This window comes from Anoxybacillus suryakundensis, from assembly GCF_001418025.1.
Lineage (GTDB): Bacteria > Bacillota > Bacilli > Bacillales > Anoxybacillaceae > Anoxybacillus > Anoxybacillus tengchongensis.
Genome location: NZ_LIOK01000014.1, coordinates 1 through 13,743 on the forward strand (window position 1 = coordinate 1; position 13,743 = coordinate 13,743).

At 43.7% G+C, this 13,743-nt stretch carries 14 protein-coding genes, 1 rRNA gene and 1 riboswitch; of the genes, 13 read left to right on the plus strand and 2 right to left on the minus strand.

All coding sequences use genetic code 11. The annotated features are described in order from the left end of the window. The first annotated feature begins 3 nt into the window (after positions 1-3). Positions 4-120: ribosomal RNA gene (gene rrf / locus ASC42_RS10020) — 5S ribosomal RNA — on the plus strand. A gap of 128 nt (positions 121-248) precedes the next feature. Here rrf and ASC42_RS10025 read toward each other — a convergent pair. Then, positions 249-638: an Hsp20/alpha crystallin family protein gene (locus ASC42_RS10025; RefSeq protein ID WP_055441631.1), complete on the minus strand. Its 390-nt coding sequence runs from the start codon at positions 636-638 to the stop codon at positions 249-251. 150 nt (positions 639-788) lie between these two features. Next, positions 789-890, plus strand: a riboswitch (purine riboswitch). 106 nt (positions 891-996) lie between these two features. Here ASC42_RS10025 and purE point away from each other — a divergent pair. From purE to purD, 12 genes are all read left to right on the plus strand, one after another. Next, positions 997-1,485, plus strand: coding sequence for a 5-(carboxyamino)imidazole ribonucleotide mutase (purE, locus tag ASC42_RS10035; protein WP_055441633.1), 489 nt, complete (start codon positions 997-999; stop codon positions 1,483-1,485). After that, complete coding sequence (gene purK, locus ASC42_RS10040; protein WP_055441634.1) at positions 1,469-2,617, plus strand: 5-(carboxyamino)imidazole ribonucleotide synthase; 1,149 nt, start codon at positions 1,469-1,471, stop codon at positions 2,615-2,617. The genes purE and purK overlap by 17 nt, the downstream gene beginning before the upstream one ends. Continuing rightward, positions 2,614-3,909: an adenylosuccinate lyase gene (purB, locus tag ASC42_RS10045; RefSeq protein ID WP_055441635.1), complete on the plus strand. Its 1,296-nt coding sequence runs from the start codon at positions 2,614-2,616 to the stop codon at positions 3,907-3,909. Before purK ends, purB begins: the two co-directional genes overlap by 4 nt. Positions 3,910-3,974: 65 nt before the next feature. Further along, positions 3,975-4,697: a phosphoribosylaminoimidazolesuccinocarboxamide synthase gene (purC, locus tag ASC42_RS10050; RefSeq protein ID WP_055441636.1), complete on the plus strand. Its 723-nt coding sequence runs from the start codon at positions 3,975-3,977 to the stop codon at positions 4,695-4,697. Further along, entirely contained in the window at positions 4,685-4,939 is a 255-nt protein-coding gene (gene purS / locus ASC42_RS10055) for a phosphoribosylformylglycinamidine synthase subunit PurS (protein ID WP_055441637.1), read from the plus strand. The genes purC and purS overlap by 13 nt, the downstream gene beginning before the upstream one ends. Continuing rightward, positions 4,936-5,622: a phosphoribosylformylglycinamidine synthase subunit PurQ gene (gene purQ, locus ASC42_RS10060; protein WP_055441638.1), complete on the plus strand. Its 687-nt coding sequence runs from the start codon at positions 4,936-4,938 to the stop codon at positions 5,620-5,622. The genes purS and purQ overlap by 4 nt, the downstream gene beginning before the upstream one ends. Continuing rightward, positions 5,606-7,828, plus strand: a complete 2,223-nt coding sequence (gene purL / locus ASC42_RS10065) for a phosphoribosylformylglycinamidine synthase subunit PurL (RefSeq protein ID WP_055441639.1) — start codon at positions 5,606-5,608, stop codon at positions 7,826-7,828. The genes purQ and purL overlap by 17 nt, the downstream gene beginning before the upstream one ends. Beyond that, positions 7,804-9,231, plus strand: a complete 1,428-nt coding sequence (purF, locus tag ASC42_RS10070) for an amidophosphoribosyltransferase (RefSeq protein ID WP_055441640.1) — start codon at positions 7,804-7,806, stop codon at positions 9,229-9,231. The genes purL and purF overlap by 25 nt, the downstream gene beginning before the upstream one ends. Next, the gene (purM, locus tag ASC42_RS10075; RefSeq protein ID WP_055441678.1) at positions 9,194-10,231 is read left to right on the plus strand and encodes a phosphoribosylformylglycinamidine cyclo-ligase; all 1,038 of its coding nucleotides are present in this window, start codon (positions 9,194-9,196) and stop codon (positions 10,229-10,231) included. The genes purF and purM overlap by 38 nt, the downstream gene beginning before the upstream one ends. Then, the gene (gene purN, locus ASC42_RS10080) at positions 10,228-10,830 is read left to right on the plus strand and encodes a phosphoribosylglycinamide formyltransferase (RefSeq protein WP_055441641.1); all 603 of its coding nucleotides are present in this window, start codon (positions 10,228-10,230) and stop codon (positions 10,828-10,830) included. Before purM ends, purN begins: the two co-directional genes overlap by 4 nt. Beyond that, positions 10,808-12,343 (plus strand): bifunctional phosphoribosylaminoimidazolecarboxamide formyltransferase/IMP cyclohydrolase, encoded by a 1,536-nt coding sequence (gene purH, locus ASC42_RS10085; protein ID WP_055441642.1) that lies wholly within the window; start codon positions 10,808-10,810, stop codon positions 12,341-12,343. Before purN ends, purH begins: the two co-directional genes overlap by 23 nt. Before the next feature lie 15 nt (positions 12,344-12,358). Then, entirely contained in the window at positions 12,359-13,639 is a 1,281-nt protein-coding gene (gene purD / locus ASC42_RS10090; protein WP_055441643.1) for a phosphoribosylamine--glycine ligase, read from the plus strand. Here the strand turns inward: purD and ASC42_RS14405 are convergent. Beyond that, complete coding sequence (locus ASC42_RS14405; protein ID WP_342413237.1) at positions 13,602-13,706, minus strand: EYxxD motif small membrane protein; 105 nt, start codon at positions 13,704-13,706, stop codon at positions 13,602-13,604. The genes purD and ASC42_RS14405 overlap by 38 nt on opposite strands. Positions 13,707-13,743 lie beyond the last annotated feature (37 nt).

The following is a 13,743-nucleotide window of genomic DNA, read 5'->3' on the forward strand; positions in this document are numbered from 1 at the left end:
TTGCTCGGTGACGATGGCGGAGAGGTCACACCCGTTCCCATCCCGAACACGGAAGTTAAGCTCTCCAGCGCCGATGGTAGTTGGCGGGACACCGCCTGCGAGAGTAGGACGTTGCCGGGCGGACATAGCAAGTTAGAGAGCATATCGATTTTGTTCTCTAACTTTTTTTGTCCATGTATTTGCGTTTAACGCTTTTACAATCCTCTCCCCCATAGTGAAGAGCTAACCAATATCGGTTAGCTCATTTTTTATTTAATTTCTACTTTTCTCTTTATATGATCCGGAATAAGGCGATGTAACTGAATAAAAAGCAACCCATTCTCGTACACAGCTTCTACTTTCTCACCTACAGGAAAAGGAAGCTGTATCACTCGCTCAAATGGACCTTGTGTTATTCCTTCCTCAATTAATTCAAATCCTTCGAAGTGTAATTGAACATTTGCTTTTATTTCCAACGTATTATAGTGAACATATACTTCTGCATCATGTACATGTTCTAAACCTGGGATAGCTGCAACGATGAGTAGCTCATTTTCACGACGGTATATGTTGACTCCTGGAAAATGGGAAGAAAAAGCATTTGATGATCCCCAAAATGGGTTAGAAAAAAACGCTTCCCATTGTTTCGTCCAGTCCATTGTTTCCCCCCTCTTTCTTTTTCTTTTCATTATACGATGAAAAGGTAAAATGGTGATTTTAATCAAAAACCGAACATTAATTATTTTAATTAATAAAATGTTCGATTTTATGTTGACATGATTGAAAAATGACTGGTAAGATGAAAGTAAGTGAATACATGACTAAACCCTCATATAATTTTGGGAATATGGCCCAAAAGTCTCTACCCAATAACCGTAAATTATTGGACTATGAGGGAAAGGATCTTATTGGCTTTTTTCTCCCTAGGGGCGAAATATGTCCAGAACGATGCTTTCCCTTATGGTCGAGGGGCGTTGTTCTGGATTTTTTTCTGATTATAAAAAGAGGTGAGTACGGATGCAGCCACTTGTAGCTGTCATTATGGGAAGTCAATCAGATTGGGAAACGATGCGTCATGCATGTGATATATTAGAAGAATTGCATATTCCGTTTGAAAAAAAAGTTGTTTCAGCTCACCGTACACCGGACTTTATGTTTACGTATGCTGAAACAGCTGAAGAGCGTGGCATTAAAGTCATTATCGCTGGAGCTGGTGGAGCCGCTCATTTGCCTGGAATGGTAGCAGCCAAAACAACATTACCTGTCATCGGTGTTCCAATTATGTCTAAGACGTTGAACGGCTTAGATTCGTTGTTATCTATTGTTCAAATGCCAGGCGGGGTGCCAGTTGCGACCGTAGCGATCGGAAAAGCAGGGGCTATGAATGCCGCGCTGCTTGCTGCATCGATAATCGGAACGTATGAACCAACGTATATGGAAGCGTTACGTGCACGGCGCGAGGCAATTCGAAAACAAGTGATGGAAAGTAGTGATCAACTTGAATAAAACGATTGTTCCGGGGCAAACGATTGGCATCATTGGCGGGGGTCAGCTAGGAAGAATGATGGCGATCGCTGCAAAAGAGATGGGATTTTTTGTAGCGGTACTCGATCCGACTCCTCAATCTCCATGTGCGCAAGTGGCGGATATTGAAATTGTTGCTTCGTATAGCGATGAGGAAGCGTTACGTCAGTTGGCCGAAGTGAGTGATGTCATAACATATGAATTTGAAAATATTGATGTGGATGCGTTGAATCGATTAGTAGAGAAGGCGTATATGCCTCAAGGAAGCGAGCTGCTTGCTATTACGCAACATCGTTGGAAAGAAAAACGGGCTATTCAGTCTGCAGGTTTGCCTGTTGCTCCTCATCGTCTTGTGCTAAAAGAAGAGGAATTAGAACGAGCGATTCGAGAGATTGATATTCCAGCGGTGTTAAAAACGTGCCGTGGGGGATATGATGGAAAAGGGCAAGTCGTCATTCGTTGTTTAGATGATATACATGTGGCGCGTTCGCTTTTAGCTTATGGTGAGTGTGTATTGGAAGCATGGGTACCGTTTGTAAAAGAGCTATCCATCATCGTTGTGCGTAGTGTCTCTGGTGAAATGGCGCTGTTTCCTGTCGTAGAAAACATTCATCGCGAGAACATTTTGCATGAAACAATTGCCCCAGCTCGAGTCAGTCAACCAATCATGGAACAGGCAAAAACATATGCGAAACAGTTAGCCGAAGCGTTTCAACTAGTAGGTACGTTAGCGATTGAAATGTTTTTGACAGAAGACGGACAATTGTATATTAATGAGCTTGCCCCTAGACCACACAACTCAGGTCATTATACAATAAACGGTTGTATCACATCACAATTTCAGCAACATATTCGTGCCATTTGTGATTGGCCGCTTGGCAGTACCGATTTATTAAAACCTACAATGATGGTCAATATTTTAGGTGAACATGTCGATGCAGTCATCCGAAATATCACTCAATTTCGTGATGCTCATGTTCATTTTTACGGAAAAAAAGAGGCAAAGCCGAAGCGGAAAATGGGACATATCACGTGGTTAGTTGAAGATGTCGATGCGATGCAACGAAAAATAGACGACTTAGCGATTTGGACAGATCGGAGGATGAACGTATGATTGAACGTTATACAAGGCCAGAAATGGGTGCGATTTGGACGGAAGAAAACCGTTTTCGTGCTTGGCTGGAAGTCGAAATTTTAGCTTGTGAAGCTTGGGCTGAGTTAGGCGTGATCCCGAAAGAAGATGTTGTAAAAATTCGTCAAAATGCTTCATTCGATATTGCGCGTATTAAAGAAATTGAAGAAGAGACGCGTCATGATGTCGTTGCCTTTACTCGTGCGGTATCAGAAACGTTAGGAGAAGAACGAAAATGGGTACATTATGGACTTACGTCTACCGATGTTGTTGATACAGCATTATCGTACTTATTAAAACAAGCAAATGAAATTTTATTGCGCGACTTAGAAAACTTTATTTTGGTATTAAAGGAGAAGGCGATCGAACATAAATATACGGTCATGATGGGGCGAACGCACGGTGTGCATGCCGAGCCGACGACATTTGGATTAAAATTGGCGCTCTGGTATGCCGAAATGGAGCGCAATTTAGAACGATTTAAGCAAGCGGCCGAAACGGTGCGCGTTGGTAAAATTTCTGGTGCTGTCGGTACGTATGCAAACATTGACCCGTTTGTCGAACAGTACGTATGCGAAAAACTCGGTTTGCAGCCTGCGCCTATTTCAACCCAAACGTTACAGCGTGATCGCCATGCACACTATATGGCGACGCTCGCTTTAATTGCGACATCGATTGAAAAATTTGCGGTTGAGATTCGAGGACTGCAAAAAAGTGAAACGCGTGAAGTGGAAGAATTTTTCGCTAAAGGACAAAAAGGTTCATCAGCGATGCCACATAAACGCAACCCGATTGGTTCGGAAAATATGACAGGAATGGCGCGCGTCATTCGCGGCTATATGTTAACAGCATATGAAAATGTCCCGCTTTGGCATGAGCGCGACATTTCGCATTCGTCAGCGGAGCGCATTATTTTACCGGATGCAACGATCGCATTAGACTACATGCTCAACCGCTTTACAAATATCGTGAAAAACTTGACTGTATTCCCAGAAAACATGAAGAAAAATATGGATCGTACGCTCGGACTTATTTATTCGCAACGTGTATTACTTGCGCTTATTGACACAGGCATGACGCGAGAGGAGGCGTATGATCTCGTACAGCCGAAAGCGATGGAAGCGTGGGAAAAACAAGTGCCGTTTCGCTCGTTAATTGAAGCGGACGAAATGATTACAAGCCGTTTAACAAAAGAGCAAATCGCTGATTGCTTTGATTATAACTATCATTTAAAACATGTTGATACGATTTTTTGTCGACTTGGTTTGCAGTAGGTAAGGCCAATGCCTTGCCTACATAATAAAAATTCCTAATATTCTGGATAAATGGGGGAGAGAACATGCAAAAGCAACACCTTCTATATGAAGGAAAGGCGAAGAAAGTATATGCGACAAATGAAGAGCGCGTACTATGGATTGAATATAAAGATGAAGCAACTGCATTTAACGGTGAAAAAAAAGCAACGATTGCTGGAAAAGGAAGACTAAATAATGAGATTACAAGTTTACTATTTTCTTTGCTGCATGAAGCGGGTGTGAACAATCACTTTATTCGTAAAATATCTGACAACGAACAGCTTGTGCGTCAAGTGACGATCATTCCCCTCGAAGTTGTTGTCCGCAATATTGTCGCCGGTAGTCTAGCAAAACGAATCGGGCTTGAGGAAGGAACTGCACTCGAGAAACCGATTGTAGAGTTTTACTACAAAAACGATGACTTAGGCGATCCTCTATTAACAGAAGATCATATTGCCGTGTTGCAGCTCGCCTCTTGCGATGAGCTTTTGCATATGAAACAAATGGCGCTACGCGTGAACGACATTTTCATTTCCTTATTTCGTTCATGTGACTTACAGCTTGTCGACTTCAAATTAGAGTTTGGAAGAGATGAAACGGGAGCGGTGCTGTTAGCGGATGAAATTTCCCCAGATACGTGTCGATTATGGGATGTACACACGAAAGAGAAATTTGATAAAGATGTATTTCGCCGCGATTTAGGCGACTTAACAGAAACATATACGAAACTGTTACAAAGATTAGGAGGATTATCATGTACAAAGTAAAAGTGTATGTCACATTGCGTGAAAACGTATTAGACCCACAAGGCAATGCTGTGAAAGGGGCATTGCATAGCTTAAACTATCGTGAAGTACAAGATGTACGGATTGGAAAGTTTATGGAGTTGATCGTGGAAAAAAGCGACCGCGATATTGATGCAATCGTGAAGGAAATGTGTGAAAAATTGTTAGCGAACACAGTCATTGAAGATTATCGCTATGAGATTGAGGAGGTCGTCGTTCAGTGAAATTTGCGGTCGTTGTATTTCCAGGTTCAAACTGTGATATCGACATGTATCATGCCATTTCGGATGAATTAGGAGAAGAAGTGGAATACGTTTGGCATGACGCACATTGTTTAGATGAGTTTGATGCGATTCTGTTACCGGGCGGTTTTTCATATGGTGATTATTTACGCTCTGGAGCGATTGCCCGTTTTTCTAACGTGATGAAAGCGATCAAAAAAGCAGCCGATGACGGAAAGCCGATTTTAGGTGTATGTAACGGATTTCAAATTTTACTCGAAGCAGGGCTTCTTCCAGGGGCGATGCGACGCAACAATACGTTAACGTTTATTTGCCGCCCGGTAAAGCTTCGTGTTGAAAATAATGAAACGATGTTTACGTCTCAATACGAACGTGGAGAAATCATTACGATTCCGATTGCGCACGGCGAAGGAAACTATTATTGTGATGAACAAACGTTACAACAGCTCATTGCCAATAACCAAATCGTTTTTCGATACGAGGGAGAAAATCCAAACGGTAGTTTGCATAACATTGCAGGCATCGTGAATGAAAAAGGAAACGTGCTCGGGATGATGCCACACCCTGAACGAGCTGTTCATGAATTGCTTGGAGGAGCTGACGGATTAAAACTATTTCAATCAATTGTGACATATTGGAGGGACGCGCATGTCGTTACTACTTGAGCCAAGTCCAGCAATAATTAAAGAGCAAAAATTATATCGTGAAATGGGATTAACAGACGAAGAATTTGCGATGGTGGAACGTATTCTTGGGCGCTCGCCAAATTATACAGAAACGGGCATTTTCTCTGTCATGTGGTCGGAACATTGCAGCTATAAAAATTCGAAACCTGTATTAAAAAAGTTTCCGACAGAAGGAAAGCATGTGCTCCAAGGGCCAGGAGAAGGTGCAGGCATTGTAGATATCGGGGATGGATTAGCGGTAGCGTTTAAAATTGAAAGCCATAACCACCCGTCTGCGATTGAACCGTATCAAGGGGCTGCCACGGGTGTTGGGGGAATTATTCGCGATGTATTCTCAATGGGTGCGCGACCAATTGCATTATTAAACTCGCTTCGTTTTGGCGAATTAACGTTACCGCGTGTGAAATATTTATTTGAGCGCGTTGTCGCAGGCATTGCTGGATACGGAAATTGCGTCGGCATTCCGACCGTTGGCGGTGAAGTGCAATTTGATGCGGCATACGAAGGAAATCCGCTTGTAAATGCGATGTGCGTTGGGCTTATTCGCCATGAAGATATTCAAAAAGGAATCGCATCAGGCGTTGGAAATACGGTTATGTATGTCGGGGCAAAAACGGGGCGTGACGGAATTCACGGAGCGACATTTGCATCGGAGGAATTAACGGAACAATCTGAACAAAAACGTCCAGCTGTGCAAGTCGGAGATCCATTTATGGAAAAATTGCTCCTTGAAGCTTGTTTAGAAGTCATTCATTCCGATGCGCTTGTTGGGATGCAAGATATGGGAGCTGCTGGCTTAACAAGTTCGTCAGCAGAAATGGCGAGCAAAGCAGGTTCTGGGATCGAACTGAATTTAGATCTCGTGCCACAGCGTGAAACGGGAATGACACCGTATGAAATGATGCTGTCTGAATCGCAAGAACGTATGCTTCTTGTCGTTCAAAAAGGTCGTGAACAAGAAATTGCAGATGTATTTGCAAAATACGGACTTGAGGCGAAAGCGATTGGTCGTGTAACAGATGATCATATGTTGCGGTTGTATCATCGCGGAGAAGTCGTTGCTGAAATCCCGGTTGATGCGCTTGCCAAAGATGCGCCTGTTTATCATAAACCTTCGCAAGAACCAGCGTATTATCGCGAGTTTCAAACGATACAATACACACCGACAGTTGACAATTACGAAGAAACACTACTTGCACTATTAAGTCAGCCAACGATCGCAAGTAAAGAATGGGTGTATGAGCAATACGATTATATGGTGCGAACAAATACGGTTGTTGCTCCAGGATCTGATGCAGCTGTTTTACGCATTCGTGGCACAAATAAAGCGCTAGCGATGACAACCGATTGTAATTCCCGTTACGTATATTTAGATCCAGAAGTCGGTGGGAAAATTGCGATCGCAGAAGCAGCACGCAACATCGTTTGTTCCGGTGCCCAGCCACTTGCTGTTACCGATTGTTTAAACTTTGGCAGTCCAGAGAAACCGGAAATTTTTTGGCAACTTGAAAAAGCGGTAGAAGGAATGAGCGAAGCGTGTCGTGTGCTAGAAACGCCTGTTATTAGCGGAAATGTATCCCTTTATAATGAAACGAACGGCGAAGCCATTTATCCGACACCGATTGTCGGCATGGTTGGCATCGTTGAACATATGAGCCATGTGACAACACAATCGTTTAAACAACCTGGTGACTTCATTTATGTCATTGGGGAAGCAAAGCAAGAATTTGGCGGAAGTGAGTTACAAAAATGGCTAACAGGTCGCATTTTTGGAAAGGCTCCAACGATTGATTTACATGTGGAGGCGAAACGACAACAACAGCTTCTCGCTGCGATTCGAGCTGGGGTTGTGGCATCAGCACACGATGTATCAGAAGGAGGCTTAGCGGTTGCACTTGCGGAATGTCTAATGAGCGCACAAGGTTTAGGGGCGCATGTGACCATTCAAGGCGATGTCGTTTCGGAGCTATTTAGCGAAACGCAATCACGCTTTGTCGTCTCTGTGAAAAGGGAACATCAACAAGCGTTTGAACAGCTTGTTCAAGCAGTATGTATCGGAGAAGTGACAAACGATGGAACGCTTCATGTGACAAATGGGGATACATGCATTCTCCATGTTCCAGTAGAAACAATGCGAAATGTATGGAAAGGAGCTATTCCATGCTTGCTGAAATCAAAGGATTAAATGAAGAGTGCGGGATTTTTGGCATTTGGGGACATGAGGAAGCAGCAACGTTGACGTATTACGGATTGCACAGTTTACAACATCGTGGACAAGAAGGAGCAGGAATTGTTGTTGGAGGCAACGGAACGTTACAATTTCATAAAGGACTTGGTTTAGTCACAGAAGTATTTAGTCGCGGTGAACTAGAACAATTAACGGGCATGGCTGCGATCGGCCACGTCCGTTACTCTACTGCTGGTGGGGGCGGATATACGAATGTTCAACCGCTTTTGTTCCGTTCTCAAGGTGGTAGTTTGGCGCTCGCGCATAACGGAAATTTAGTCAATGCTGATGAGTTGCGCTTTCGTTTAGAGCAACAAGGAAGTATTTTTCAAACGACGTCTGATACAGAAGTGCTCGCTCATTTAATTAAGCGTAGCGACGAACCAATTTTAAAAGAGAGGATTAAAGAAGCGTTGACGCATTTACGTGGCGCTTTTGCCTTTTTAATTTTAACGGAAACAGAAATGTATATCGCTCTTGATCCACATGGCTTTCGTCCTTTATCGCTTGGACGTTTAGGCGAGGCGTACGTTGTGGCGTCGGAAACGTGTGCGTTTGATGTCATTGGTGCCACATACGAGCGAGAAGTGGAACCGGGGGAGCTCATTATGATCAATAAGCAAGGTGTTCGTTCTGAACGTTTCGCCCCTAAAGTCGCTCGCTCCATTTGCAGTATGGAATATATTTATTTCGCTCGTCCGGATAGTAATGTGGATGGCATTAACATTCATACCGCGAGAAAAAATCTTGGGAAGCGATTAGCATTTGAAGCACCTGTTGAAGCAGATGTCGTCACTGGCGTACCGGATTCAAGTATTTCGGTAGCCATTGGTTATGCGGAAGCAACAGGTATTCCATACGAGTTAGGGTTAATTAAAAATCGGTATGTTGGACGGACGTTTATTCAACCGTCGCAATCACTTCGGGAACAAGGGGTAAAAATGAAATTGTCGCCTGTTCAAGGGGTTGTAGCAGGGAAACGAGTCGTCATGGTTGATGACTCTATTGTGCGTGGAACGACGAGCAAGCGTATTGTACGCATGCTTCGTGAGGCAGGAGCAACGGAAGTGCATGTGCGCATTAGCTCCCCACCAATTACGCATCCATGTTTTTATGGTATTGATACATCAACGAAAGAAGAGCTGATTGCAGCTAATCATACCATCGAACAAATTCGACAACTCATTGAAGCGGACTCCCTTGCATTTTTAAGCCAAGAAGGGCTTTTGCAAGCGATTGGAAGACCGAACGATTCCACAAACTGTGGGCAATGTTTAGCTTGTTTTACAGGACAATATCCGACGAAGATAGGAGGGGAGCACGTTGGCACATGCGTACAAGCAAGCTGGTGTGAATATTGAAGCTGGTTATGAAGCTGTAGAGCGGATGAAAAAACATGTCGCAAAAACAGCCCGAATGGGTGCATTAGGAAGTTTAGGCGGTTTTGGCGGGATGTTTGATCTATCTTCGCTCGGGTACAAACAACCTGTGCTTGTATCAGGAACGGACGGAGTAGGTACGAAATTGATGCTTGCGTTCGCTTTAGATCGGCACGATACGATCGGAATCGACTGTGTAGCGATGTGTGTGAATGATATTGTCGTACAAGGGGCAGAGCCGCTTTTTTTCCTTGACTACATCGCCTGCGGAAAAGCAGTACCTGAAAAAATCGAGCATATTGTAAAAGGAATTTCTGATGGTTGCATCGAAGCAGGCTGTGCGCTCATTGGAGGGGAAACAGCAGAAATGCCAGGCATGTACGGTGAAGATGAATATGATGTAGCTGGTTTTGCAGTTGGTGTGGTAGAAAAAGAAAAGCTTGTGACAGGTGAGGCGATTGTCCCTGGCGATGTGCTAATCGGTTTAGCTTCAAGTGGTTTGCATAGTAATGGATATTCGCTTGTTAGAAAAATTATAAAAGATGCTCATTTACAGTTAAATCATATATATGAACCGTTTTCTCGCTCGCTTGGCGAGGAGTTGTTAACGCCTACACGCATTTACGTCCGATCGGTACTTGAGGCATTAAAACAATTTCGTGTGAAAGGAATGGCACATATTACGGGGGGCGGTTTTATCGAAAACATTCCACGTATGTTGCCAAAGGGATTACAAGCCGAAATAGACTACGGTTCATGGCCGATTCCGCCGATTTTTAACTTTTTACAACAACATGGACAACTACAACGAATGGAAATGTTCAATATTTTTAATATGGGAATCGGTTTTGTGCTAGCTATCGATAGCGATGTTGTGCCAGACGTTGTGCAGTTGCTTGAATCGTGCGGAGAGAAAGTATATATCATCGGTCGGATCAAAGAGGGAGCAGGTGTATCGTTTGCTGGGGGAAAAATCGAATGAAGCGAATAGCTATTTTTGCGTCGGGAAGCGGAACGAATTTTCAAGCGATTATCGATGCGGTAAAAAAAGGAGATATTCAAGCAGAAGTAGCGCTTCTCGTATGTGATCGACCGCATGCCAAAGTGATTGAACGAGCCATTCGTGAATACGTGCCGGTATTTGTTTTTAACCCTAAACAGTACGAAACAAAACAACAGTTTGAACGTGAGATTTTACAACAACTACAACAAAAAGAAATTGACTGGATCGTTCTTGCGGGCTATATGCGGCTCATCGGTTCGACGCTTTTACAGGCATATCCGAACAAAATTATAAACATCCACCCTTCTCTTTTGCCGGCGTTTCCGGGTAAAGATGCAATTGGTCAAGCATACCGTTATGGCGTGAAAGTGACGGGGGTCACCGTGCATTACGTTGATGAAGGAATGGATACCGGACCAATTATTGCGCAACGGGCACTATATATTGATGACGGAGAGCCGTTAGAAAGTGTTGAGCGTCGCATTCATGAGATTGAACATACGTTGTATCCACAAGTCATTCAACAATTGCTGATGGGGAAAGGAAGTACGAAGGATGAAAAAGCGAGCGATTATTAGCGTTTCAAATAAAAAAGGAATTGTTACATTCGCCAAGCAACTAGCTGAGCTTGGAGTGGAAATTATTTCGACAGGTGGGACGAAGCGTGTATTAGCAGAACACGGAATTCCTGTGACAAGCATTTCTGATGTCACAAACTTCCCAGAAATTTTAGATGGACGGGTCAAAACATTGCACCCAAACATTCACGGCGGTCTGTTAGCTGTTCGAGATGACGAAACACATCAACAGCAACTGCAAGCGCATAACATCACGCCGATCGATTTTGTTGTGGTGAATTTATATCCATTTCAAGAAACGATCGCAAAGCCGAACGTGACGTTGATGGAAGCCATTGAACAGATTGATATTGGCGGTCCGACAATGCTTAGAGCGGCAGCGAAAAATCATGCTTACGTCACAGCTGTTGTCGATCCTGCTGATTATGATGTAGTCATTGAACAGTTAAAACAATATGGCGAAGTATTGTTAGAAACGAGACGAGCGTTAGCGGCTAAAGTGTTCCGTCATACCGCAGCGTACGATGCAATGATTGCGCAATATTTGACAAATGTCGTCGGAGAAACATATCCAGAAACGATGACGATGACTTTTGTGAAAAAACAATCGTTGCGATACGGGGAAAATCCACATCAAACGGCAGCATTTTACGAAAGACCGCTCAGCTCACCGTTTTCTATTGCGGCAGCGAAGCAGCTACACGGAAAAGAACTGTCATATAACAACATTAATGATGCCAATGCAGCGTTGCAAATTGTTGCGGAATTTACTGAGCCAGCAGCGGTAGCAGTGAAGCATATGAATCCGTGCGGAGTGGGTGTCGGTGAAACGATTGCAGAAGCGTTTCAAAAAGCTTATGAAGCCGACCCAACGTCCATTTTTGGCGGCATCGTGGCGCTTAATCGCGAGGTTGACGAACAGACAGCTGCGAAATTACATGACATTTTTTTAGAAATTGTTATCGCTCCGTCGTTCACAGAACAAGCACTTGCGATTTTAACGAAAAAGAAAAATATTCGTCTATTAACTGTTGATTTTCAATCAGAACGGAAACAAGAACCATTTTTCGTATCGGTGCGCGGTGGATTACTTGTTCAAGATGAAGATATATACACGATTAATGATGCGAACATTCAAGTTGTGACTGAAAGACAGCCGACAGAAGAAGAATGGGCGAATTTAACGTTCGCTTGGCGTGTTGTGAAGCATGTGAAATCAAATGCGATTGTGTTAGCGAAAGATGGGATGACAATTGGTGTTGGCGCTGGTCAAATGAATCGTGTGGGAGCAGCGAAAATTGCCATTGAGCAAGCAGGCGGGAATGCCAAAGGTGCAGTATTAGCCTCTGACGCCTTTTTCCCGATGAGTGACACAGTTGAAGTGGCTGCCCAAGCGGGAGTCACAGCTATTATTCAACCGGGTGGTTCGATTCGCGATGAAGATTCGATTCAAAAAGCAAATGAGTACGGCATTGCGATGGTATTTACAGGAGTACGCCATTTTAAACATTAAAGGAGGCGACGGACGATGAAAGTGCTCATTATCGGGCGCGGTGGTCGAGAACATGCGCTTGTATGGAAAGTAGCCCAAAGCTCGCTTGTTACTCGCGTATATGTCGCGCCGGGAAACGACGGAATGGCTTCGATTGCTACGCGCGTTCCGATTTCGGAAACGGATGTTGAAGCGCTAGCTCAGTGGGCGAAAAAAGAAGCGATCGATTTAACAATCGTTGGTCCGGAAGCTCCACTGTTAGCAGGTATTGTCGATCGTTTTGCAAGTGAAGGATTGCGTATTTTTGGTCCGAAACAACAAGCGGCATTCATTGAAGGAAGCAAGGCGTTTGCGAAAGAAATTATGAGAAAATATAACATTCCGACAGCGAACTATGCGACATTTACAAATTATGATGACGCTGTATGTTATGTACGAGAGCAAGGTGCACCGATTGTTATTAAAGCGGATGGACTTGCGGCTGGAAAAGGTGTCACGGTGGCCATGACAGTGGAAGAGGCGCTTGGCGCGTTACATGACATGATGGTTGCGAAAAAGTTTGATGAAGCAGGTGCACAAGTTGTCATTGAACAATATTTACAAGGTGAAGAATTTTCGTTGATGGCGTTTGTGCACGGGGAGCACGTGTATCCGATGGTTATCGCCCAAGATCATAAGCGAGCATTTGATGGCGATCAAGGTCCAAATACGGGAGGAATGGGCGCGTATTCGCCTGTTCCGCAAATTAGTGAGCAAACGGTTTATGAAGCGGTTGAAACAATTGTGAAGCCGACAGCAATGGCTTTGAAGCAAGAAGGATGTTCATTTACAGGATTTTTATATGCAGGATTAATTGCTACAGAAGAAGGACCAAAAGTGATTGAATTTAATGCGCGATTTGGCGATCCTGAAGCACAAGTCATTTTACCACGGCTACAAAACGATCTTGTTGAAGTGATTGTTTCGTTATTAGAAGATCAACCGATTACGTTACATTGGAGTGACGAAACAACGATTGGGGTTGTTTTAGCGGCGAAAGGGTACCCTGAACAATATGAAAAAGGCAGTGTTATTCGCGGGCTAGAACGTATAAAAAAAGCACAAATTTTCCACGCCGGCACAAAGTTTGTAAACGGTGAGTGGGTAACGGATGGAGGACGAGTGCTCCTCGTTGTTGCTAATGGAAAGACATTAGAAGAAGCACAACGTCTTGTGTATGAACAAATTCAGCATATTTCATGCGATCAACTGTTTTATCGTCACGATATCGGCCATAAAGCTATCGCGCACGCCGCTTGCGAACGTATACAAAACTAAGGGCAACGAGACTGCCAATGAGAAGAATGAGAACGAAGAACGTATCTGTTATATATTCTGCAATCATATGTGCTCTCTCCTTTTTACCCCCTTGTACGAATACA